Here is a 22,982-nt window from a genome sequence, read left to right on the forward strand (position 1 = left end):
CCACTACCGCCACCACCCCCATCCTTGGCCTGAGCACTGGATACCCCGGACAGGCTGTCCGGAATCAATACGGTAGACGCCGACAGAACCGCGCCAATAGCTACTGCCAGTAAAAGCTTATTGATGTGCATGTCGTTCTCCGTCTTCTTATTCAGATTGGAACGTTGATGAACATTGCAACGTGTTGCTTTTTTCGCATGGGAACTTGTTAAACACCTCGACGGACTGATTTATTCAATTGGAGGTTGAAAAAATGCAACGGGCAGCGTGGCCCTGTTCCATATGGTCAGTGAATGCTTGAGGCCAGTTCGAAAATCGGGATGTACATCAGGATCACGATCACCCCGATCAACAGGCCGATGAAGGTCATGAGCAGAGGTTCGAACAGCCGCACGAACCATTCGATCCAGCGGCTGATTTCTTCGTCGTAGAAGTCGGCGCTGCGCTCCATCATCTGCCCGAGGTTGCCCGACTGTTCGCCGGCGCGCAGCAGGCGCAGGGACACCGGGGTCACCAGGTGATTGAGCTCCAGCGCGGCAGAAAGCGATTGCCCCTCGCGCACCCGGTCGCAGGCCTGGTCCAGGCGCGCGCGGGAGGCGACGCTGAGCAAACCACGGACCATGCCCATGGCGGTGACCAGGGGAATGCCGCCTTGCAACAGAATCCCCAGCGAGCGGTAGAAGCGCGCCAGCTCATACATGAAGATGCGTTGGTGCACCGCGGGGAGTTTCTCGATCAGGCGGTCCAGCCCCCGACGAAAGGCCGGTTGGCGCTGGAGCAGGGCGAGGGCGACGATGATGGTCAGCAAGCCACCGAAGAATTCGCCCTGATGGGCGTGAAGGAACATGCCGCTGCTCATCAGGATCTGCGACAACCAGGGCAGGTTCGACCCCAGACCTTCGAACACCAGGCTGAAGCGCGGTACGACGTAGCCCATCAAAAACAACACCACGCCACCGCCCACCACCAGCAGCAGCATGGGGTAGATCGACGCGCTGACGATCCTCTGGCGAACCTCGTCCATGCGCTGGCGGTAGCTGACATACCGGCCCAGGGCATCGCCCACGGCGCCGGTTTTCTCACTGGACTGCACCAGCGCCACGTACAAAGGCGGGAAAACGGCCGACATCTGGCTCAAGGCCTGGGAAAACGATTTGCCCTCGTAAAGCAAGCGCACCAGCTCGCTCAGGGTTTTGCGGGCTTGTGGCGCGTTTTCCTTTTCCGCCAGGCTTTCCAGCGCATCGATCAACGGCAGGCCGGCGTTGAGCAATGTGGTCAGTTCCTGGCTGAACAACACCAGGTTGAAGGTCTCGCGCTGGTGCAGGCGCAAGGCCCGCCAATGTCGCTCGGCGTGCAGGCTGACGACCCGCAGGCCCTGGTCTTCGGCGATGCGCCTGGCTTCGCTGTGCCCCGGTGCCTCGATGGTCATTGAGACGACACCGGCCTTGCCGACAGCTTTGAGATGAAAGCGCATGGTCGCCATTCCCGTCAGTTCCAGTTGGTGACTTCGGCGTTCTCGCCTTCGCCGCCGGGTTGCCCGTCCTTGCCCATGGACAACAGGTCGTACTCGCTGTTTTCACCGGGATAGCGATAGCTGTAGTTGCGGCCCCAGGGGTCTTGCGGGAGTTTTTTCTGCAGGTACGGGCCGGTCCAGTGCGGTTCGTCGGCGGGGGCAGTGACCAGCGCCTGCAAGCCCTGTTCGGTCGACGGGTAATGGCCGACCTCCAGGCGGTAAAGGTCCAGGGCTTTGCTCAAGCCTTCTATTTGCGCCTTGGCCACTTTCACTTCGGAACGGCCCAGTTGGGCGAAATACTTCGGCGCCACGATGCCGGCCAACAGCCCCAGCACCACCAGCACCACCAACAGTTCGAGCAGGGTGAACCCGCTTTGGATTCGCCTGGCGTAACACAGTCGCTGATTCATGATGACCTCCCTCAGTCGACAGCAGAGTCGCTATACAAGCGCATGCAATTGCCATGCTCATGACTGGGCATCCTTTTGCACCCCCCGTGCTATGGGCTTTTCACTTACGGCACAGTGCTTGCGTATGGCTGTTTTACTACCGGCCATTGGGGCAATACCCCCATTTTTCGGGGCCGGGCAGGGGAGGCATAACAATGAAAGCCATCACCGCAGGATTGCTCGGATTACTCGCGCTCGCTGGTGCCGCACAGGCCGATGTGTTCGTCTCCGTGGACGCCAAGGGCAGCTATGTCCTGTCCAATGTCCACCGCCCCGGACGCCACTATGAACGGGTGATCCATGAGCCCGATGCGGCGGTCGTCAGCCTCGACCAGCAACCGCAGATGATCGCCGCGCAACCCTACGCCGAGCTGGTGTCGGCGGCGGCCACGGCCAACGAACTGCCGGCGGCGCTGCTGCACGCAGTGATCAAGACCGAATCCAGCTACAACGCCCGCGCTACCTCACCCAGGGGCGCTCGCGGGCTGATGCAGTTGATGCCCGACACCGCCCGCGAAATGGGTGTGACCAACGTCTACGACCCCAAGGCCAACATCCAGGGCGGCGCCCGTTATCTCAAGCGCCTGATGACGATGTTCGACAACGACATCCGCCTCGCCGTGGCCGCCTATAACGCCGGCCCGCAAGCGGTGCTCAGCCGGGGCAACGTGGTCCCGCCGTTCGCCGAAACCCAGCGTTATGTGCCCAGCGTGCTGAACCAGTATCGGCGTTTGCAGGGGTTGTCCGCGGATGCGCCGTTGTGATCGAAAACCGGGGGGCGGTTTTCCCCAATAGTGGGGAATAGTGGCCCCGGCGAGAAAGTGGGGGGATTGGGTGGGGAATATCCCCCGGCTTATCAAGTCGTGATTATAAAGTGCTGATTAATAACGTATTTTTTTGTGGCATGCGGATTGCTCCGGACGAATTGTCGAGAAGTGTTTCCCGATAACCCGCAGCGAGGCCCGAGTACATGATTGGCATATCCCACGCGCCGTCCCTCATCAATTTGCTGTTGTTGGTGACATCGATGCTCGGCATCGAGATTGCCGGCTAGCAGATTCTGAAGGGGATTTTTGACATGGACAGGACCATCACAATCGCTGGCGGTGCGCTGATTCTCGGGATGGCGTTGATCGGGTTCGGGGTATGGCGGACCGTGCCCCCGACTGCGCTCGACGAAGTCGCCTTGCCCGACACCTGGAGCGAGCAGGCGCCGGAGCGTAACGGGATTTCGGTGGAACTTGCCGACATGCAATTTCGTGTGATGGACAAAGCCTCGGGCCAGCCCTTGTCCGGCGTCGCGCCGGGTGTTCGGGTCATACCCGGCGATACCCACTAAGAGGAAGCTGACATGAACCGATTAGCGCATCGCAGCCTGCTGACGTTCGGCCTGTTGGCCTTCGGTATCGGCCAGACGCTGGCCCACTCGGCGGACGAGCACACCGGGCACGACATGGCGGCCAATAAGGCCAGCCCGGAGACCGCCCGGATCAAGTTTGCCGATGTGGCCCTGCTGGACCAGAACGGCAAGGTCGTCAGCCTGGAAAAAGACCTGGTGAGCAACAAGATCGTGGTCATGGGCTTCATCTCCACCAGCTGCACCACGGTCTGCCCGGTGGTGTCCTCGATCATGGGCAAGGTGCAGAAACAGTTGGGGGCGCGGGTCGGCACCGAGGTGCAATTGGTGTCGATCAGCATCGACCCGCAGCGTGATGATCCCCAACGCCTGAACGACTACGCCCGCACCTTCCAGAACGGGCCGGGCTGGAGCTGGCTGACCGGTTCGCCGCAGTCGGTCACGGCCACCCTCATGGGTCTGGGCGCTTACAGCGGTGACGTCGAGAACCACTCGCCGATGATTCTGGTGGGGGACGGCAACAACCGTTTCTGGACCCGCTACTACGGTCTCACCGAACCGACGGAGCTGGCCCGGGCCGTCGAGAGGCTCAGAGGTGAACGCAACGCCCACGCCAAGCACACCGCCATCGCCATGGAGCATCAGCCATGAGAGCCATCGTCTGGTTGGCCCTGAGTATCTGTTACTGCATCTTCAGTTCAGTGGCGCTTGCCCACGAAGGGCATGAGCAGGCCGCGCCCGCGGTGGCGGCCGCGCAACCGTCCACTGGCACCGACGATTCGAAAACCTGGTTCACCGACACGCCGTTGCAGGACCAGAACGGCAACACGCTGCGCTTCTACAGCGACGCGTTGCAGGACCGGGTGGTGCTGCTCAATGTGATGTACACCCGTTGCGACGATGCTTGCCCGCTGATTACCCGCAAGCTCAAAGAAGTGCGTGAAGTGCTGGGCGACAAGGCCGACGGCATCACCTTTATCTCCCTTACCAGTGATCCGCTGCGGGACACCCCGGCGGTACTCAAGGCTTACACCTTGAAACAGGGCATCGATGGGCCCCACTGGTTTTTTCTTACCGGCGACAAGGCGCAAATGGACCTTGTATTGGATCGCATCGGCCAGACCGTGCCGAACCCCGAGCAGCACTCCACCCAGTTGATCGTCGGTGACGTGGCGACCAAGCGCTGGAGCAACATCCGTTCCGATGCCCCGGCCGCCGCCATTGCCCAGCGCTTGCAGTCGCTGACAATGCCCGTGGCCTGTCACTGAGCCACGGCCATGAACACTGCCCTCGTCCTTGGCCTGCTGCTCCTCGGCGGCATCACGCTCAGCGCCCAGGCGCTGCCGCTGAGCCTCAGCGAAAGTGCCGGCAAGCGGTTGTACCGCGAAGGTGTGTCGGCCAGCGGCGAACCGATCATGGCCTGGGTCGGCGCATCGAACATGGTGCTGCCGGCCAAGCGCCAGGCCGAAGACCGCGATCCGGGCCTGACCCCCGACAGTCTGCACCTGGGCACGTTGTTGCCGGGCACCGGGCCATTGAGCGAGGAGGGCGCCACGGTGGCGGCGGTGCTCAACGGCTGCGTGGTGCGTATCAACGAGGCGGGCGGAATTCATGGCCGGCAGTTGCGCCTGACCATCCTCGACCCCGGCACCGACCGTGCCAGTGCCGAAAAGGCGCTGGACCGGCTGATCGATGAAGAGCAGGTGTTTGCCCTGATTGCACCGCTGGCGCCGGCATTGGACATGGACCTTGCCGCGCGTCTGGAAGAGGCCGGCATTCCTCTGATCGGGCCGCTGTCCTTGCAGGGCACGCCCCACACCAGCCCGCAGATATTCGAACCGCTGCCGGGGCTTCGCGAGCAATTGATCGCCCTGGCCGATTACGCCGGTGCCAGCCTGCGGGTGCTGCCGGGGCCGACGCTGATCGCCTATCCGGACGAATCCGGCCAACGGCTGGCGGCGCAGGAACTCAGCCAGTACTTGCAGGGGCACGCCTGGCAAAAGGTGCGTCTGCAAGCCTACGACCCGACCGGGGATGATTTGCCCCTGGGGTCGCGCTCGGTGTTTTACCTGGGCAGCAGCAGCGGCTTCAGTCGACTGGCCGAGCGCTTGCAAACGGCGGGGCAGGTGCCGTACCTGTTCGCCGCCTCGAACCAGGTGGCGGGCAATCTGATGCAGGTGCCCAGCGGATTTTCCCGGCGGGTGTTCCTGGCCTTTCCGTTCGTGCCCAGCGACTGGACCCTGGCCGGGCGCCTGGCCTTGACCCAGTTGCGCGAACACCAGGGCCTCGGTGGCCAGCACGCGGTGCTGCAAGTGGGCGCGTTCAGTTCGATGATGCTGCTCAGCGAAGGCATGAAGCAGGCCGGGCGGGATGCCAGTCGCGAGAAGCTGGTCAGTGCCCTGGAAGGCCTGCATGACTTCGATACCGGGCTCACGCCGCTGATCAGCTTTGGTCCGGGCCGGCGCCTGGGCTTGAGCGGTGCCCATATCGTCACGGTGGATCTGCCGGGCCAGCGTTTCTACCTGGTCGCCCCCTATAAACCCTATAAACCCTATAAACCCGTTGCTACCACGCCCTGACCGGAGGCCGATCATGAATCTCAACACCTTGCCGGTCCTGCTGACGCTATGGGGGCCCGGTGCAGACGCTTCCACTGTCGAAGCCGCGCGGCTACGCTTAACCGGGATGCGGGCGTCGGCGCCATTGCGCTCGCGCAATCGAATCGAGCGGATTGACAATGAATAGGGGGTTTCCCCAACAGTGGGGAAAAAACCTCAATGCCAATCCGGTCGCTTTCCCCGTTTTTGGGGGAATGGGATATCTGTACAAGAAGGCATTGTTTTTAAATTCAAGGACATGAAGACCTGAAATTACCGGTGCTAAGCCTGGCGTGAAGTGTGCATAAGCCCCATCAAGGCGCGCACTCAGCCAGGTTCAAAACCCGGACCTGAGGTTTCAAGGAGTCGACCTTGTTAAACAAAATACTGGTTGTTGATGACGAACAGTTGCTGGCGGAAAACCTCCAGGGTTACCTGCAGGGGCAAGCACTGGAAGTCCGGATTGCCCACGACGGTGCGCAAGGAATCGCTGAAGCTGACGATTTCGCGCCCGATGTGATGGTGTTCGATTACCGCTTGCCCGATATGGAAGGCTTTCAGGTGCTCGATGCCGTCCGCCGGAACAGGAAGTGTCATTTTGTGCTGATCACAGGGCATCCCACCGCAGAAGTTTGCGAGCGGGCCCGGCAAAAGGGAGTCAGCCATATCCTGTTCAAACCGTTTCCATTGGCGGAGCTGGCCCGTGCAGTGCTTGATCTTCTGGGCAGGCAGCGCGAGCCCAAAGCGGGCGTGAGCACTTGCGAAGGATTCGTCGAACGACGCCAGAGCAGGACCGAGAGTTTCCCGCTGCAGTTGTACGACGGTAGTTGGGTGCTTGCAGATCGCCGAAAAAGTACATCGGCCTCCATGGCACCAGACGACGAACAATTGCTCACCGGGGAGTAGTGGCGCGACAAGACGTTCCGGCCCCCGCCGAAATGGCTCGCCGCGCCGACAGGGCTCAAAGCCCCGGGCGTTGGAGAGCAAGCCATGGACCGTCTATCCCTTGCCGTAGAACCGGCGCAACCGGAATGTGTACCGACTCGCTTTACCAGTGAACAACTGGCCCAGGCCCGAGCCCTGGCCACCAGTTCCGGCGAGCGGATGCTGGACGCCCTCGGGGGGCTGTGCGAACTGGCTCCCATGCCGTTCATTCAATGCCTCGGCGTAACCCTGCACTACCCGGTGCTCGATACCGATAGCCTGTTCAAATCCACGCCGGTGTTCGACCGGGTGACCCTGGCCCAATGCCTCAAGCGCGAATTTATCCTGCTGCGTCACGACGATGCGGTCATTGGTGTGTTCGCCGACCCCTTCGACAGCGCACGCCTGGCCTGGATCGATGAATGCCTGCACGGCGCGCCGCTGTACCTGGTGCATGCCGATGACCTGAAGGCCTACCTGGCGCGTCACGAAGAAAGCTTCCATGCGGTGGAGTCGCTCAACGCCCAGAGCGACGCCGGCGCAGAAATCGATAACCTGCAAAGCCTGTCCCTGACCAGCATCAGCGAAGATTCCAGCGTGGTGGTCAAACTGGTCAACTCGACCCTGTACGACGCGCTGAAAATGCACGCCAGCGACATCCACCTCGGCACCACCGGCAGCGGTCTGGTGATCAAGTACCGGATTGACGGCGTGCTCAACAACATCAGCAAGATCCAGGGCAGCGAGTTCGCCGAGCAAGTGATTTCCCGGGTCAAGGTCATGGCCGAACTGGACATCGGCGAAAAACGCGTGCCCCAGGATGGCCGCTTCAAGATCGGCATCAGCGGCCGGCAGATCGACTTCCGGGTGTCGATCATGCCGAGCATTTTCGGGGAAGACGCGGTGCTGCGGGTGCTCGACAAACAGGACCTCGCCGACAAGGTCTGTGGCGTGCAGTTGCAGGCCCTGGGCTTTGAAGAAGAAACCCTGCGCCAGCTGCGCCGGCTGGCCGCCGAACCTTACGGCATGGTGCTGGTGACCGGGCCTACCGGTAGCGGCAAGACCACCACCCTGTACGCGATGATCACCGAGATCAACCACGGCGTGGACAAGATCATCACCATTGAAGATCCGGTGGAGTACCAGCTGCCGGGCGTGCTGCAAATCCCCGTCAACGAGAAGAAAGGCCTGACCTTCGCCCGGGGTCTGCGCTCGATCCTGCGGCATGACCCGGACAAGATCATGGTCGGTGAAATTCGCGACCCGGACACCGCACAGATCGCCGTGCAATCGGCGCTCACCGGTCACCTGGTGTTCACCACCATTCACGCCAACAACGTGTTCGACGTGATCGGCCGTTTCACCCAGATGGAAATCGATCCCTACAGCCTGGTCTCGGCACTCAATGCCGTGCTGGCCCAGCGTTTGATCCGCCTGGTCTGCACCAGTTGCAGCAGCCCTTACAGCCCGACAGAAGAAGAGCTGGAGGTCTCGGGGCTTGACCCGCAAAAGGTCGCTCACTACCAGTTCGTCCACGGCAAGGGCTGCGGGCATTGCCGGGGCACCGGTTATCGCGGACGTAGCGCGATTGCCGAGCTGCTGCACCTGGACGACGAACTGCGGCAAATGATCGTCGAGCGCCAACCCATTTCGAAAATCAAGGCCCATGCCTGCAAACGTGGCCTGCGCCTGTTGCGCGAGTCGGCGCTGGAGATGGTGGAACAAGGCCGGACCACTCTCGAGGAGATCAATCGTGTCACTTTTGTCTCGTGAGCAATTTGTCGCCGTGCTCGGCGCCAGTGGGGTTGGCCTGGGGCAACGGCAAGGCAGCGCAACCCATTGGCTGGGCAGCGTCGGCTACATCGACGAAGGCTTCCAGGCCTGGGCGGTGGCCCTCGACACCCTCGACCGTTTGCTGGCCGAACACAGCGTTGCCAGGGCGGAACTGACCGTGGTGATCTCCGGGCACTTCAGCCGCTATTGCCTGGTGCCCTGGAGTGAGCAGATCAGCAGTCCGGCCGAATTGCGCAGCTTCGCCCAACTGTGTTTCGAAGACCTCTACGGTGCCCCGACGCAACCCTGGAGCCTGGTGCTCTCGGCCGAACCCGCCGGTTATGACCGCATCGCCACCGCACTGCCACAGGACCTGCTCGAACACCTGCGCGCCCTGGTCAGCGCTCGCGGATTGCGTCTGCGTTCGGTGCAGCCGTACCTGATGGCGGCGTTCAATCATTTCGATAAAAGCTTTGATCCCGGGGACTTCCTGTTCGTAGTCGCCGAACCGGTACGCAGCGTATTGCTGCTGGCCCGGGAAGGGCGCTGGACCTCGGTGCGTTCGGTGGGCAGCAGCGACAGCGATGCCGCGCTGACCGCGTTGATCGGCCGTGAAAACCAGTTGCAGGCTTCCACCAGCGAACGGCCGTTGAATGTCTACCTGCATGCACCGGCGCGCATCGATTCGCATCCTGACGTGCCCGGTGTGCATCTGCGCACCCTCGAAGAAGACCGGACAGCCGTACGCGATTGCCTGTACGTCATGTCTCGGGCGGTGGCCTGACATGCGCCCGTTGATGCTCGACTTTCAGCCGCGCCGCCGTGCAGGTCCTCTGGGCTGGAGCCTGCTGGCCGGTGGCGTGGTACTGACACTGACTTGCGCGCTGGTGCAACAGCACCTGAGCAACGAGGCCGAACAACAGCAGGGCCACCTGCAAACCACACAGCGGGTGCTCACCGGCGATACCGGCACCAAGCTCAGCCTGACTCCGGCGCAAATCCGCGAGCAGGCGCAGAACCTGGCCGAAATGCGCAAGGTCTCCCAGCAGTTGCGCCGCCCCTGGGAACGCCTGTTTGCCACCCTCGAAGCCATGCCGCGGGACAACATTGCCCTGCTGACCCTGACCCCGGACGCCCGCAAAGGCCAGGTGCGGATCAGCGCCGAGGCGCTGGACCTGGACGCCATGCTCGATTTCCACCGCCGCCTCGAAGCCAGCGACGAGCTGTCCGACGTGTCGCTGCTGAGCCACGAAATTGTCGCCAACGTGCCGGAACACCCGGTGCAGTTCAGCCTGTCGGCTACCTGGGAGATCGGCGATGCAAATCCATAAATTGATCGTCCACGAATACCTGCAAGGCCTGGGCGTTCCGGGGCTGGCAGGGCTGGCCCTGTTGGTGCTGGCGCTGAGCTATGGCCTGGTCGGGTTGCTGCCGGACTGGGAGTCGCTGCAAAGCCTCAGCCAGCAGACTCGCGAAGCTACCGAGTATCTGGCCAAGGTCGAAGACGGCAGCGTGGCTGCGCCGGTGGTACCGCAGCGCCAGCTCGACGATTTCCGCAGCAAGTTGCCGTCCCAGCCTCAGGCCACCGTGGCCATCGACAAGATCTACGCCCTGGCCGCCCAGGAGCGCATCACCTTGTCCCGGGGTGAATACTCGCTGGGCGTGGACCCCAAGACGCACCTGGCCCGTTATCAGATTCTGCTGCCGGTGCGTGGCAGCTATCCGCAACTGCGGCGTTTCCTGCACGCCTTGCTCGGCCAGTTGCCGGCGGTGGTGCTGGAGGATGTGGAGTTTCAGCGCAAGAACATCGCCGATACCGACCTGACCGGGCGGATCCGCATGACCCTTTACCTGTCGAGGTCATGATGAATACCAAACGAGCGGTGGGTTGGGGGGCGTTCTTCGCTGTAGCGGCAGCGCTCGCCTGGTTCCCCGAATACTTCAAACAGGCTGACGACAGCGACCCTGTGGTGGCCACCGTGGCCGCCGTGACCACGCCAGCCAAGGTCAAGGCCCCTGGCGTATCGGCGACTGCATCGAGCGCCGCGGCGGTAGCGCCGATCAAGGACCTGAGCCCGGCAGGCGACCTGTTCGCCGCCCGCAGCTGGAAAGCAGCGCCGGCCCCCGGCACCGTCACTGAACAACCGGTCGTCGTGACTCCGGTGGTGCAAGTCCCCACTGCACCGCCGTTGCCCTTCCAGTTTGTCGGCAGGCTGGATGACCGTTCCGACCTGCAGGTGTTTTTGCAGAACGGCGAAAAAATATACGTCGTGCGCAAAGGGGATGTCATCGACGAAACCTGGCGGATCGAGCGGATTTCCGATGAGGAACTGAGCCTGGTTTACCTGCCGCTGCATGTATCGCAGACCTTGTCTGTGGGGAGTACGGAATGAACAAATCCCGTTTGCTGATGAGCCTGTGTCTCTGTGCAGGGCTGGCCGCGTGCAGTTCGGCGCAGATCGCCAGGGACGAAGCTTCCGCCCTGATGGAGTCGGGACAGTACGAAGCCGGTCTGGCCCGCATCGAACAGGGATTGCGTGAAAACCCTCGCGATACCGATCTGCACATGGCCCTCAACAACGGTCGGGCCCGCGCCGTGACGGCGCTGCTGACCCAGGCCGACATGGACCGGGCCCAGCGTAATTTTGCCGGGGCCCGCATGGCTTACAGCCGGGTCTTGAACATCGAACCGAACAACCGTCGTGCCCAGGATTCCCTGCGCCAGCTCGACTATCTGCGCAGCATGGATGAGAAACTCGAACTGGCTCGTGGCGACCTGCGTCGCGGTGACATCTACGGTGCCGACCGCCAGGTCAAACAGATTCTCGAACTGGACCCGAAGAACGAGGGGGCCCTGGAACTGCAGGACAGCATCCGCCTGGTGCAGAGCCGCAACGTGGTGCAGTACCCGCAGCTGCGCACGCGCCTGGACCGGCCGGTGACCCTGGAATTTCGCGAGGCCAACCTCAAAACCATTTTCGAAGTGCTGTCCCAGGTCGCCGGCCTGAACTTTATCTTCGACAAGGACCTGCGCCCGGACATGAAAGCCACGATTTTCGTGCGTGACGTGCGTATCGAAGACGCCGTGGAACTGCTGCTGCAACAGAACCAGCTGCATCAGAAAGTGGTGAACGAAAACACCTTGCTGATCTACCCGGACTCGCCGCAGAAGATCAAGGATTACCAGGAGCTGGTGATGCGCACCTTCTACCTGACCAGCATCGATGCCAACACGGCACTGAACATGATCAAGACCATGCTCAAGACCCGCGACGTGTTCGTCGATGAGCGCCTCAACACCCTGACCATGCGCGATACCGGTGACGCGGTGCGCATGGCGGAAAAACTTCTGCAATCCCAGGACCAGTCCAACCCGGAAGTGGTGCTGGAAGTGGAAGTGATGGAAGTCGCCCGCCAACGCATTCTCGACCTTGGCCTGCAATGGCCCAACACCTTCGGTGTGGTCAACAGCGACGGCTCGGCGGTGACCCTTCTTGATCAACTCAAAGGCATCGACTCCAGCCGGATTACCATCTCGCCATCGCCGCAGGCCAAGATCAACGCCCAGGACAAAGACATCAACACCCTGGCCAGCCCGGTGATTCGGGTCAGCAACCGCGAACAGGCGCGCATCCACATCGGTCAGCGCGTGCCGATCATCAGCGCCACCTCGGTGCCTTCGACCCAGGGCCCGGTGATCACCGAAAGCGTGACCTACCTCGACGTCGGTCTCAAGCTCGAAGTGCAACCCATCGTGCACCTGAACAACGAAGTGGCGATCAAGATCGCGCTGGAAGTCAGTAACGCCACGCCGCTGACGCCGACCGCTCAGGGCACCATTCCGGTCCAGGTCGATACCCGCAACGCCCAGACCACCTTGCGTCTGCATGACGGCGAAACCCAGATTCTCGCCGGCCTGGTGCGCAACGACCATGGCAGCACCGGCAACAAGATTCCCGGCCTGGGTGACATTCCCGGCTTGGGCCGCCTGTTCGGCAGCAACAAGGACGACGTCAGCAAATCCGAACTGGTGCTGTCGATCACCCCGCGGATCGTGCGCAACCTGCCGTACCAGAGCCCGTCCGACATGGAGTTCCCGACCGGTACCGAAACCAGCATGCACATCCAGGCACCGGACCGTTCGATGAGCACGACGGTTCAGACCAACCCCATGAGCGCACCGATCGCCACCACCGTTACCGTTGGGAAGCCTTGATCATGAACGTCTCGCAACGCGGTTTTTCCCTGATCGAAGTCGTGGTGACGCTCGCCCTGGTCGGCCTGCTGGCCGGCATGGCCGCACCGCTGACCGAGACGGTGGTGCGCCGGGGCAAAGAGCAGGATCTGCGGACTGCGCTGTACGAGATCCGCGATGGCATCGACGCCTACAAACACGCCTTCGACGCCGGCTACATCGAGAAGTCGGTCGACAGCAGCGGCTACCCGCCGAACCTGAAAGTGCTGGTCGATGGTGTGCGTGACGTGCGCAGCGCCAAGGGGGCCAAGTTCTACTTTCTGCGGCGCATCCCCCGTGACCCGCTGGCCATCGTCAAACGTGACGACAATGGTGGCTGGGGCCTGCGTTCCTATGACAGTTCGGCTGAGAACCCGCGGGAGGGCCAGGACGTCTTTGACGTTTACTCCAAGGCCCGGGGCAAGGGTCTCAACGGTATCGCCTACCGAGAGTGGTGAGCCTATGCGTCGGCAAAAGGGTTTTACCCTGATTGAACTGATGGTGGTCCTGGCAATCATCGCGACCCTGATGACGATCGCCTTGCCACGCTACTTCAGCAGCCTGGAGGCCTCCAAAGAGACCACACTGCACCAGAGTCTGTCGTCCATGCGCGAGGCGCTGGATCACTACTACGGGGACACCGGGCGTTATCCCGATTCCATCGAACAGCTGGTCGAACTGCGCTACCTGCGTAACCAGCCGCTGGACCCGATTTCCGAGCGCAAGGACACCTGGGTCATGGTCGCGCCACCGGATGGCGTGGCGGGCGGGGTGGCCGATATCAAGAGTGGGGCCGGCGGGAGGGCGCGTGATGGCAGCCTGTATTCCGAGTGGTAAGCCATCGGGCCAGGACGGTTTCACCTATCTGGGTGTGCTGTTTCTGATCGTCGTGATAGGCATGGGCCTGGCCAGTGCCGGCGAGTTGTGGGCCACCGCTGCGCGCCGGGATCGCGAAAACCAGTTGCTCTGGGTCGGTACGCAGTATGCCCAGGCACTGCGCAGCTATTACCGCAGTTCGCCTGGTGTCGCTCTGTACCCGAAAGAACTCGCGGACCTGTTGCAGGACGAGCGTTTCCCTTCGGCCAAGCACCATATCCGGCAGTTGTACCCGGAGCCGATGACAGGTGGCGAATGGGAGCTGATACGCGGTATCGACGGACGGATCAGCGGTGTGTACTGCCCGTCCACCGAGAAGCCGCTCAAGCAGGCGAATTTTCCCAGTGAGTGGTCGGACTTCAACGGCATGGCCAGCTACAAGGACTGGCAGTTCGTGGCCGAAAAAGCCTCCCTCGAAGATACCGGCGGGCCGCCGAAAGCACAGTCCACCGAGCCTCAGGCATTGCAGCCTTGAACCGCAGGAGCGAGCTTGCTCGCGAAGGCGGCCTGACTGCCGACCTGTCTTTTGTTGACTGTGTACATATCCGTTTTTTTGGTAACGGCGGCTTATGGTTTCGCCCTTACGGCGAGTCACTTTTTTTACAAGCGCCTAAAAAAAGTAACCCAAAAAACGCTCGGCCTGTTGAGTGGTGAAAAGCAGCAGGTGTACGTCGTTTGCACTTCTGTGGGAGCGAGGACGAGTTATCACATTTAATTTAACTTTACGTGAGGATTTGGCGATCTTCCGGCTCCCATAATCGGCTCCAACGAACAACAACCGGGAGCCGGACATGTCGCAGACCACTGCTTCACCCAAGTCCAGTCATCCACGCTGGCTACGCCTGACCCATTGGCTCAACGCCCTGGCGGTGTTGGTGATGGTGACCAGCGGCTGGCGCATCTACAACGCCTCACCGATCTATGAATTCAGTTTTCCCAAGTCGATCACTCTCGGCGGCTGGCTCGGCGGCGCGCTGCAATGGCATTTCGCGGCGATGTGGCTCCTGGCGATCAACGGCCTGATCTACCTGGCCTTCAACCTGTTCAGCGGACGCCTCAAACGGCGTTTCTTCCCGGTTTCGCCCAAAGGCGTGCTGCAGGACCTGTGGGCCGCGTTGCGCGGAAAACTGCCGCATGCCGATCTCAGTCATTACAACCAGGTGCAACGGCTGGCGTATCTGTTCGTGATGGTCGACATCACGCTGCTGGTGCTCTCCGGGCTGGTGTTGTGGAAGTCGGTGCAGTTCCCGCTGTTGCGTGAATTGCTGTTCGGTTACGAAGGCGCACGTCGTGTGCACTTCTTCGCCATGGCTTTATTGGTGGCCTTCGTGGCGGTGCATCTGCTGATGGTCGCACTGGTACCGAAAACGCTGTTGGCCATGATCGTCGGTCGCAAGGAGCAGGTATGAAAAAGCGTATTCAAGTTCCCGGGCTGGACGAGTCTTCGATCCTCACCGACGCCCGCAAGATCCTCGCTCCGCAGATCGAAGACCGCTCGCGCCGCTCGTTCCTGCTGCGTGGCCTGACCCTCGGCGGTGTGGCGATGTTGTCCGGTTGCAACATCACCGACAACGAAAGCGTCGAGACTGCGTTGTCGTCCATGTCGCGCTTCAACGACCGGGTCCAGGGCTGGTTGTTCAACCCCAACGCGATGGCGCCGACCTATCCCGAGTCGATGATCACCCGGCCGTTTCCCTTCAATGCCTTCTACGGCATCGACGAGGCACCGACGGTGGAGGAAGAGGGCTATCGCCTGGAGGTCACCGGCCTGGTCGCCGACAAACGCAGCTGGCGCCTCGAAGAACTGCGCGCCATGGCCCAGACCGAGCAGATCACCCGGCACATTTGCGTCGAAGGCTGGAGCGCCATCGGCCGCTGGGGCGGCGTGCGCTTCAGCGATTTCCTCAAGCGCATCGGCGCCGACACCGACGCCAAATACGTCGGTTTCAAATGCGCCGACGACTACTACACCAGCATCGACATGGCCACCGCGCTGCATGCGCAGACTCAGTTGACGCTGACTTACGACGGCGCCGTGCTGCCCCGCGAGTACGGCTTCCCGATGAAGCTGCGCATGCCCACCAAGCTCGGCTACAAAAACCCCAAACACATTCAGGCGATTTTCGTCACTAACACCTATCCGGGTGGCTACTGGGAAGACCAGGGCTACAACTGGTTCGGTGGCAGCTGACGGGGGCCTGGCCATTTCACACCCCCACAACCCACGCTCCAAGGAGTTTCATCATGAAAAAGTTGACCACTGTTGTTCTGTCCATGTGCCTGGCCGTTGGCGCTGCCTCTGTGTTCGCCGCTACTGCTGTTGACAACGGCAGCATGAGCAACGGCAGCATGAGCAACGACAGCATGAGCAAGGATTCGATGTCCAAGGACGCCATGTCCAAGGATGCGATGAAGAAAGACGCGATGAAAAAGACCGATTCGATGTCCAAGGATGCAATGTCCAAGGATGCGATGAAAAAAGACGCGATGTCCAAGGATGCGATGAAAAAAAGCGAAATGTCGCAGTAATTACAAGCGACCCGATACCTGTGGGAGCGAGCTTGCTCGCGATGAGGGCCTGACAGTCGACATCGATGTTGACTGATCTGCCGCCATCGCGAGCAAGCTCGCTCCCACAGGTTTTTCCGCAGGGCTTCGGGGTAGCGTGTTGCACAAGATTGATCAGCCCACTTGATACCAGCCACTTGGCTGTATCAAAAATGAATTTTCCGCCGAGTCCGCTGCTCATACCCTATAGGTAGCGGATCAGAACCCGCGAAATCATTCAGGCAATCAGGGAGCGACACGGTCATGAGTCGAGTACCGACGGCGGGTGGAGATCTTCCTGGCGGGTTGATTCTGGTGGTTGAGGACGACCCGCTGATCCTGGAGTTTCTCTGTGAGATTCTTCAGGAGGAAGGTTTTGTCGTCGAGCCGCAAGTCAGTGCGGACGCAGCGGCAATCTATCTGGAACAGCATGCGCCGCAGGTGCACATGCTGCTGACAGACATCACCATGCCCGGCACGCTCAATGGCGCGGACCTGGCCAACCAGTTCGGTGATCGCTGGCCGGACAAGCCGATCATGATCATGTCCGGTTTCGAAACGCCTGAAAGCGCAGGCGTGCGGCACGCCGTTTCTTTCATCAAGAAGCCCTGGATGATCGGCGGGCTGCTCGATTGTGTGGGCGAGACCTTCAAGACCAAGCGACTCAACTGATCCGCTCGCAGATGCTACATTGCCGGGCAAATCCGTCCGGCACCTGCGAGGTTCTTTTCCTTGGCTGATCACTCTGTATTCAACTCGACTTACCGTGCCTTTCTGTTCGACATGGACGGCACGGTCCTGACGTCCATTGCCGCCGCCGAGCGGGTCTGGACAACCTGGGCGGTGCGCCATGGCGTCGATGTCGACAGCTTCCTGCCGACCATTCACGGCGCCCGTGCCATTGACACCATCAGGCGCCTGGGCTTGCCCGGGGTGGATGCCGAGGCCGAAGCTGCATGGATTACCGAAGCGGAAATCGACGACGTCGACGGGGTGTTCGAAGTGGCTGGCGCGGCGAAATTTTTGCGGTCATTGCCAGCCGATCAGTGGGCCATCGTTACTTCCGCGCCGCGGGAACTGGCGTTGCGGCGGATGGCCGCGGCGGGGATTCCCGAACCTGCCGTCATGATCACCGCCGAGGATGTGACTGCCGGCAAACCGGACCCCGCGGGTTACCGCCTCGCAGCCCGGCGCCTGGGTGTCGAGCCTGGACAGTGCCTGGTTTTTGAAGATGCCACGGTGGGGATTCTGGCGGCCGAGGCGGCGGGGGCGGACTTGATGATTGTCACGGCGACCCATGAGCAGCCGATCGAGACGTTGCATGCGACGTTGGCGGGTTATGAATCGGTCCGGGTTCAGGTGGATGCCGATGGTTCGGTTCGATTGAAGTCTGTGTAAACAACAGCAATCCCTGTGGGATCAGTGTTCCAGTTAGTAAAGTCCGGGAATCAGCCGCCAGCTGCGGGCGCAATAGGCCTCGTATTCGCTGCCGAACTGCGCCCTGAGCAAGGCCTCTTCCGACTGAATCCGGGCAATCAGCGGGATCAAGGTCAGGGCTGCCAGCAACAACCCAACCCCCGAACGAAACGCCAGTGCCCAGCCCACGGCGATGACCATCATCCCCAGATAACTGGGGTTGCGCAGGTTGCGGTAAATCCCCTCGGTGACCAGTCGATGTCCCGGCTGAATGGCCACCAGCCCGCTGAAGCGCTTGCCCAGCACAAACACCGGCCACAACCGCAGCGCGCCGCCGGTGATGAATAACAGCGCGCCGAGCCAGCGCACGCCTTCGCCTCCGAAGGTCCAGAAATCGATACGGTCGGTGTAGGCCGGCAGAAAGCCGCTCAGCACACCGATCACGCCGAAGGCCGGGATGACCCAGCGATTGGCCCGGTCTTCGCGTTCCCCCGAACTCAGGTTGACTTCGGTGAACAGTGATACGACGGCCATGATCAGGGTGGCCAGGGCCACGACGACCAGTGAACCGTGGCTGAAGTAAGCCGCGAAACCACCTAGTCCCCAGATCGCCAGGGCGAGGTAGGCGAGGGTGCTGACGACGGCGAAAAACGCCAGTTTGGCCGAGATTTTCATGGCGCCTCCCAAAAAAAGCCTCCGGTACGTTCAGTGTAGATAGCGATGGTTCCCTCGCCGGGCGAGGGCGCGATCAAAGCACCTCTGCTCTGGCATTGCGCCGAATCACCTGTGGTGGTTGTCCGAACACCCGCAGGAAGGTTTCACGCATGCGTCGGCGGTCAGTGAACCCGGTTTCCAGGGCGATCTGGTCGAGGGTCAGGCGTCCGCGTTCAAGCATCTGTCGCGCCGTTTCCAGGCGCAGGTTTTCGATGGCCTTGGCTGGCGATTGCCCGGTTTCGGCGCGAAACGCCCGGCTGAATTGCCGGGGGCTGAGGTTGGCCACTTGTGCCAGTTGCTCCACCGAAAGGGGCTGGGCGAGGTGTTCCCGGGCGTAGCCAAGCACGGTTTGAATGCGGTCGGATTTCGGCGCCAGCTCCAGCAGCGCCGAGTGCTGCGACTGGCCGCCAGCGCGGCGGTGGTACATCACCAGCTTCTGCGCCACGGCCCGGGCCAGCTCAGCGCCGTGGTCCTTTTCCACCATGGCCAATGCGAGGTCGATACCCGCGGTCATGCCGGCGGAGGTCCAGATCGAACCGTCGATCACGTAGATGCGATCGGCCTCGACCTTGATCGCCGGAAACCGCGCCTGCAGTTCCCGGGCGTAGGCCCAGTGGGTGGTGGCCCGCCGCCCGTCGAGCAGGCCGGCCTGGGCCATGACGAACGCCCCGGAGCAGATCGACGCCGTACGGCGCGCCGTGTTGATACTGGCCCGCAGGTAATCCAGCACGGCCTCGGGTGCCTGTTCGACGATGGAGTCGCCACCGACCACGATCACTGTGTCGAACACGCGCCCGTCGAATGCCTCTGTGCCGACGTTCAGGCCACCGGAGGCCCGCAGGTTGTGACCGTTTTCGGACAGCACGCGCACGTCATACAGCGCCTCTGCGGCACTGAAATTGGCGTACTCGAACACCGGCATGGCGGCCAGCGCCATGGACTGGAAACCGTCGAAAACCACGAACGCCACGCTGATCATCGGCCTGTCCTCAAATGCTGATGTCCGAAAAACGTACTTTAAACGTCATTTGAGACAAGCGTAAGTCCCTCTATAACGGTTTGCACCCGGCGAATCTCTCGCCTCACCGTAGAGGAATTGCACCATGGCGCTCTCATCCAAAGGCACTGCACTGATCACCGGCGCTTCTTCGGGCATTGGCGCGGTGTATGCCGATCGCCTCGCTCGCCAGGGTTACGACCTGATCCTGGTGGCCCGCAGCCAGGCGAAGCTCAATGCCCTGGCCAATCATTTGAGCGACCAGACCGGGCGCACCGTGGAGGTAGTTGCTGCCGACCTGAAGAACAAGGCGGATTCGCTGCGGGTCGAACAGATCCTGCGCAGCGACGCCAGCATCACCCTGTTGGTCAACAACGCCGGGGTCGGTGGCGTCATGCCGCTGCTCGGCAGTCCAGTGGACGACATGGAAGCGATGATCAACCTCAACGTGACCGCGTTGATGCGCCTGGCCTATGCCGCGGTACCCGGCTTCGTCGCCCGGGGCGCCGGCACCGTGATCAATATCGCCTCCATCGTCGCCATCGCCCCGGAAATCCTCAACGGCGTGTACGGCGGGACCAAGGCGTTCGTCTTGAGCCTGAGCCAGTCGATGCAACATGAACTGGCGGACAAGGGCGTGCGCATCCAGGCGGTGTTGCCGGGGGCGACCGCCACCGATTTCTGGAGCGAGGCCGGCAACCCGGTGGAAAACCTGCCGCAGGAAATCGTGATGTCCGCCGAAGACATGGTCGATGCCGCGCTCGTTGGCCTGGCGGCCGGCGAAGTGGTGACCATTCCGGGTCTGCACGATGGTAGCCAGTGGGACCGTTACGAGGCCCAGCGCCGGACGCTGTCCGGGTTGTTTGGCAACTCCGCGGCGGCGCCGCGCTATCGCTGAGACGGTCGCCCCGAGGCCGGGTGAACTAAGCTTGGGAGAGAGGACCGTTCACCACCGGCTCGCGCAAGCTCGATGAGCCGGTGGCGTGTAACAGGAGCCCATATGCTTCACATCCGAACGCCTTTGATCCTGCATCCCGGCCTGTCGACCCCGACCCGCCGTATCTGGCTGAAACTGGAAAACCTGCAACCCAGCGGCTCGTTCAAAATACGCGGCATTGGGTTGCTGTGCAGCAGGGTGGCGCAGCAGGGCAAGCGCAAGGTGGTCTGTCCCTCCGGCGGTAACGCGGGACTGGCCACGGCCATGGCCGCTGCATGCCTGGGGCTCAAGGCATGCATCGTGGTGCCGCATACCACCCCGCAAAGCACCCGGGCGCGGATCAGCAATACCGGAGCCGAGGTGATCGTGCACGGCAAGGTCTGGGACGAAGCCAATCAACGGGCACGGGAACTCGCCCAGGACCCACGCAGTGAATTTGTGCCGGCCTTCGACCACCCGGTGTTGTGGGAGGGGCACAGTACTATGGTCGATGAAATCCTTAACGACTGCCCGCCAGTGGATGTGCTGGTGGCATCGGTGGGCGGCGGTGGCTTGCTGGCGGGGCTGCTCACCGGCCTGATTCGTCATCGGCACACTGATTGCCGCATAGTTGCCTGCGAAACCGAAGGCGCGGCGTCGTTCGCCGCGGCAGTGGCGGCCGGGTACCCGGTCAAATTGGCGAAAATCGACACCGTCGCCACGTCCCTGGGCGCCGCGCAAGTGGCCGCCTGGCCGGTCAAGCACATCGGCGATTTCCCCCATGAATGCGTGGTGCTCAGTGATGATGAGGCGATCATGGGCGTGGTGCGTTACGCCAATGATTTGCGTCAGTTGGTCGAGCCGGCGTGCGGTGTTTCATTGGCGATTGCCTACCTCGATCACCCGGCGATTGCCGACGCCCATGACGTGGTGATCGTGGTGTGCGGCGGGGTGAGTATCAACGCGCAACTCGTGGCCGGGTGGGCACGCTTGTCCACTGGCACGCACGTGAGGTAGGGCTGGAAACGCTATCCCGGTGTCACAAGCCCCACCGCTGGCGATGACGATCTTCAGTGATCGGTCGCAACGCCTTCCTGGACCAGAATGGCGCGGGCCAGGTCTTCGTCGCTTGCGTTGTTGAGGGCGGGATTGTCCTGGCGGATCTTTTTCAACACCGACTCCAGGTAAGCACCACGAATTGCACCGCCGCTGGCGACGAAGCTGGATGCGTCATCCCGGGCGGGAATCATGAGTTTGTCGTCTTTGAACGTTGAGTACAGCGAGGCGGAAACCCCGGCGGAAGTGGCGACGTCACCGGCATCCACTTTGGCCAGAGCCGAGCCGAAGGGTAAACAAAGTACCAGGGAAGAAATGATAAACATCCGGCGCATGACGGTGTCCTCCGACAGCATGAAGCATAAGGGAAGTACCACATAGTTTAGGATGCGCGGCGGTCGCCGAGAGTTCCCTGGCAATAGCGAGGAACGGGCTGAGAGGGAGGCAGGGTCGTTGAACGTCGATATTTAAAGCGTGGTGATCGGGGCTGGTGTGGTCGGGCTGGCGGTGGCCAGGGCCCTGGCCATGAGCGGGCGGGAAGTGCTGGTGGTCGAAGCCGATGGGGGGATCGGCACGGGCATCAGTTCGCGTAATTCGCAAGTGATTCATGCTGGTATCTATTACCCGGACGGCAGCCTCAAGGCGCGGTTGTGCGTGGAGGGCAAGCAGCGTCTCTACGCGTACTGCGATGAGCACGGTGTCGATTACCGGCGCGTGGGCAAGCTGATCGTGGCCACCGATGAGCTGCAGCGCACGGCTTTGCAACGTCTGTTGGAGCAGGGGCGTCTTAACGGTGTCGATGACCTGCAATGGCTGGATGGTCCACAGGCCCGGGCGCTTGAACCGGCATTGTCCTGCGTGGCGGCGCTGTGGTCGCCGTCTACCGGCATCGTCGATTCCCATGGACTGATGCTGGCGCTTCAGGGCGATGCCCAGAGGTTCGGCGCGACGCTGGCCTTGCGCACGCCGCTGCTGTCGGCCCGTTGCATGGAACAGGGCTTCGAGCTGCACATGGGCGGCATTCAACCCATGACGCTGTGCTGCCGCGAGTTGATCAACTGCGCGGGGCTGTCCGCTCCCGAGGTGGCGCGCGCTATCGTCGGTCTGCCCGGGCAATTCATTCCCCGGGCGCATTTGTGCAAGGGCAGTTATTTCAGTTACAGCGGCCGGGCGCCGTTTCGCCACCTGGTATATCCGGCCCCGGAGAGCGCGGGACTGGGTGTGCACATGACGCTCGACCTGGGCGGGCAGGCGCGCTTCGGGCCGGATGTCGAATGGGTCGAGCACATCGATTACCGCGTCGAACCCCGCCGGGCGGAGGGGTTCTATCAGGCGATCCGCCGTTATTGGCCGGGTTTGCCGGACAACAGCCTGCAACCGGCCTACAGCGGCATTCGCCCGAAAATCAGCGGGCCGACCGAGTCGGTCGCCGATTTTCTCATCAGCGGCTGCGCCGAACATGGCGTGCCGGGGCTGGTGAATCTGTTCGGCATCGAATCACCGGGGCTGACCAGTTGCCTGGCGCTTGCCGAGCGCGTGGTGGAGCAGCTGAACGACCGATGATCAGTGCTGGCGCTGCCTGGCGGGCATCGGGTCTATGCTAGGGAGTGCGC

Annotated in this window: 29 protein-coding genes; 24 read left to right on the forward strand and 5 right to left on the reverse strand. The window is 61.9% G+C overall.

Annotation, left to right across the window (positions count from 1 at the left end; translation table 11 throughout):
• Positions 1-286: 286 nt before the first annotated feature.
• On the reverse strand, positions 287-1,474 hold the full coding sequence (locus tag AC1D1M_RS26670; protein ID WP_477777968.1) for a type II secretion system F family protein: 1,188 nt from the start codon (positions 1,472-1,474) through the stop codon (positions 287-289).
• A gap of 14 nt (positions 1,475-1,488) precedes the next feature.
• Positions 1,489-1,923 carry a type II secretion system major pseudopilin GspG gene (gene gspG, locus AC1D1M_RS26675; protein WP_477777969.1) on the reverse strand — a complete coding sequence of 145 codons (435 nt, stop codon included), beginning with the start codon at positions 1,921-1,923 and terminating at the stop codon, positions 1,489-1,491.
• A 194-nt stretch (positions 1,924-2,117) separates the two neighbouring features.
• On the opposite strand from gspG, the gene AC1D1M_RS26680 reads away from it, so the two are divergent.
• The 21 genes from AC1D1M_RS26680 (at position 2,118) to AC1D1M_RS26780 (ending at position 17,668) form a co-directional block, all read left to right on the forward strand.
• A complete protein-coding gene (locus tag AC1D1M_RS26680; protein ID WP_477777970.1) occupies positions 2,118-2,726 on the forward strand; it encodes a lytic transglycosylase domain-containing protein in 609 nt (202 codons plus the stop codon).
• 314 nt (positions 2,727-3,040) lie between these two features.
• Positions 3,041-3,301: a hypothetical protein gene (locus tag AC1D1M_RS26685; protein ID WP_477777971.1), complete on the forward strand. Its 261-nt coding sequence runs from the start codon at positions 3,041-3,043 to the stop codon at positions 3,299-3,301.
• Positions 3,302-3,313: 12 nt separating this feature from the next.
• Positions 3,314-3,970 (forward strand): SCO family protein, encoded by a 657-nt coding sequence (locus tag AC1D1M_RS26690; RefSeq protein ID WP_477777972.1) that lies wholly within the window; start codon positions 3,314-3,316, stop codon positions 3,968-3,970.
• On the forward strand, positions 3,967-4,587 hold the full coding sequence (locus tag AC1D1M_RS26695; RefSeq protein ID WP_477777973.1) for an SCO family protein: 621 nt from the start codon (positions 3,967-3,969) through the stop codon (positions 4,585-4,587). Before AC1D1M_RS26690 ends, AC1D1M_RS26695 begins: the two co-directional genes overlap by 4 nt.
• A 9-nt stretch (positions 4,588-4,596) precedes the next feature.
• Positions 4,597-5,898 carry an ABC transporter substrate-binding protein gene (locus AC1D1M_RS26700; RefSeq protein WP_477777974.1) on the forward strand — a complete coding sequence of 434 codons (1,302 nt, stop codon included), beginning with the start codon at positions 4,597-4,599 and terminating at the stop codon, positions 5,896-5,898.
• 13 nt (positions 5,899-5,911) lie between these two features.
• Entirely contained in the window at positions 5,912-6,064 is a 153-nt protein-coding gene (locus AC1D1M_RS26705; protein WP_477777975.1) for a hypothetical protein, read from the forward strand.
• Positions 6,065-6,288: 224 nt separating this feature from the next.
• Complete coding sequence (locus AC1D1M_RS26710; RefSeq protein WP_477777976.1) at positions 6,289-6,822, forward strand: response regulator; 534 nt, start codon at positions 6,289-6,291, stop codon at positions 6,820-6,822.
• An 84-nt stretch (positions 6,823-6,906) separates the two neighbouring features.
• Positions 6,907-8,613, forward strand: a complete 1,707-nt coding sequence (locus tag AC1D1M_RS26715; protein WP_477777977.1) for a GspE/PulE family protein — start codon at positions 6,907-6,909, stop codon at positions 8,611-8,613.
• Positions 8,594-9,397 (forward strand): hypothetical protein, encoded by an 804-nt coding sequence (locus AC1D1M_RS26720; protein ID WP_477777978.1) that lies wholly within the window; start codon positions 8,594-8,596, stop codon positions 9,395-9,397. Before AC1D1M_RS26715 ends, AC1D1M_RS26720 begins: the two co-directional genes overlap by 20 nt.
• Before the next feature lies 1 nt (position 9,398).
• Positions 9,399-9,944 carry a PilN domain-containing protein gene (locus tag AC1D1M_RS26725; RefSeq protein ID WP_477777979.1) on the forward strand — a complete coding sequence of 182 codons (546 nt, stop codon included), beginning with the start codon at positions 9,399-9,401 and terminating at the stop codon, positions 9,942-9,944.
• Positions 9,931-10,479, forward strand: coding sequence for a pilus assembly protein PilO (locus AC1D1M_RS26730; RefSeq protein WP_477777980.1), 549 nt, complete (start codon positions 9,931-9,933; stop codon positions 10,477-10,479). Before AC1D1M_RS26725 ends, AC1D1M_RS26730 begins: the two co-directional genes overlap by 14 nt.
• The gene (locus AC1D1M_RS26735) at positions 10,479-11,006 is read left to right on the forward strand and encodes a hypothetical protein (protein WP_477777981.1); all 528 of its coding nucleotides are present in this window, start codon (positions 10,479-10,481) and stop codon (positions 11,004-11,006) included. Before AC1D1M_RS26730 ends, AC1D1M_RS26735 begins: the two co-directional genes overlap by 1 nt.
• Positions 11,003-12,829, forward strand: a complete 1,827-nt coding sequence (locus AC1D1M_RS26740) for a secretin N-terminal domain-containing protein (protein ID WP_477777982.1) — start codon at positions 11,003-11,005, stop codon at positions 12,827-12,829. The genes AC1D1M_RS26735 and AC1D1M_RS26740 overlap by 4 nt, the downstream gene beginning before the upstream one ends.
• Positions 12,830-12,831: 2 nt before the next feature.
• Entirely contained in the window at positions 12,832-13,305 is a 474-nt protein-coding gene (locus tag AC1D1M_RS26745; RefSeq protein ID WP_477777983.1) for a type II secretion system protein, read from the forward strand.
• Between the two features lie 4 nt (positions 13,306-13,309).
• Entirely contained in the window at positions 13,310-13,684 is a 375-nt protein-coding gene (locus AC1D1M_RS26750; protein ID WP_477777984.1) for a type II secretion system protein, read from the forward strand.
• Positions 13,659-14,198 carry a type II secretion system protein gene (locus AC1D1M_RS26755; RefSeq protein ID WP_477777985.1) on the forward strand — a complete coding sequence of 180 codons (540 nt, stop codon included), beginning with the start codon at positions 13,659-13,661 and terminating at the stop codon, positions 14,196-14,198. The genes AC1D1M_RS26750 and AC1D1M_RS26755 overlap by 26 nt, the downstream gene beginning before the upstream one ends.
• Before the next feature lie 316 nt (positions 14,199-14,514).
• Entirely contained in the window at positions 14,515-15,132 is a 618-nt protein-coding gene (locus AC1D1M_RS26760) for a cytochrome b/b6 domain-containing protein (RefSeq protein WP_477777986.1), read from the forward strand.
• Positions 15,129-15,914: a molybdopterin-dependent oxidoreductase gene (locus AC1D1M_RS26765; protein WP_477777987.1), complete on the forward strand. Its 786-nt coding sequence runs from the start codon at positions 15,129-15,131 to the stop codon at positions 15,912-15,914. Before AC1D1M_RS26760 ends, AC1D1M_RS26765 begins: the two co-directional genes overlap by 4 nt.
• Before the next feature lie 53 nt (positions 15,915-15,967).
• Positions 15,968-16,252, forward strand: coding sequence for a pentapeptide MXKDX repeat protein (locus tag AC1D1M_RS26770; RefSeq protein WP_477777988.1), 285 nt, complete (start codon positions 15,968-15,970; stop codon positions 16,250-16,252).
• Between the two features lie 282 nt (positions 16,253-16,534).
• Positions 16,535-16,942 (forward strand): response regulator, encoded by a 408-nt coding sequence (locus AC1D1M_RS26775; protein WP_477777989.1) that lies wholly within the window; start codon positions 16,535-16,537, stop codon positions 16,940-16,942.
• 60 nt (positions 16,943-17,002) lie between these two features.
• Entirely contained in the window at positions 17,003-17,668 is a 666-nt protein-coding gene (locus tag AC1D1M_RS26780; protein ID WP_477777990.1) for an HAD-IA family hydrolase, read from the forward strand.
• Between the two features lie 33 nt (positions 17,669-17,701).
• On the opposite strand, the gene AC1D1M_RS26785 is transcribed toward AC1D1M_RS26780, so the two are convergent.
• The gene (locus tag AC1D1M_RS26785) at positions 17,702-18,361 is read right to left on the reverse strand and encodes a methyltransferase family protein (RefSeq protein ID WP_477777991.1); all 660 of its coding nucleotides are present in this window, start codon (positions 18,359-18,361) and stop codon (positions 17,702-17,704) included.
• 73 nt (positions 18,362-18,434) lie between these two features.
• A complete protein-coding gene (locus AC1D1M_RS26790) occupies positions 18,435-19,379 on the reverse strand; it encodes a GlxA family transcriptional regulator (protein ID WP_477777992.1) in 945 nt (314 codons plus the stop codon).
• A 124-nt stretch (positions 19,380-19,503) separates the two neighbouring features.
• Between AC1D1M_RS26790 and AC1D1M_RS26795 the strand changes: the two genes are divergently transcribed.
• A complete protein-coding gene (locus tag AC1D1M_RS26795) occupies positions 19,504-20,295 on the forward strand; it encodes an SDR family NAD(P)-dependent oxidoreductase (RefSeq protein WP_477777993.1) in 792 nt (263 codons plus the stop codon).
• Positions 20,296-20,397: 102 nt separating this feature from the next.
• Positions 20,398-21,330 (forward strand): pyridoxal-phosphate dependent enzyme, encoded by a 933-nt coding sequence (locus tag AC1D1M_RS26800; protein WP_477777994.1) that lies wholly within the window; start codon positions 20,398-20,400, stop codon positions 21,328-21,330.
• 53 nt (positions 21,331-21,383) lie between these two features.
• Here AC1D1M_RS26800 and AC1D1M_RS26805 read toward each other — a convergent pair whose 3' ends face one another.
• Positions 21,384-21,704, reverse strand: coding sequence for a DUF2388 domain-containing protein (locus AC1D1M_RS26805; RefSeq protein WP_477777995.1), 321 nt, complete (start codon positions 21,702-21,704; stop codon positions 21,384-21,386).
• Positions 21,705-21,843: 139 nt separating this feature from the next.
• On the opposite strand from AC1D1M_RS26805, the gene AC1D1M_RS26810 reads away from it, so the two are divergent.
• On the forward strand, positions 21,844-22,932 hold the full coding sequence (locus tag AC1D1M_RS26810; protein WP_477777996.1) for an NAD(P)/FAD-dependent oxidoreductase: 1,089 nt from the start codon (positions 21,844-21,846) through the stop codon (positions 22,930-22,932).
• Positions 22,933-22,982 lie beyond the last annotated feature (50 nt).

Source organism: Pseudomonas sp. P1_F7 (assembly GCF_056405655.1).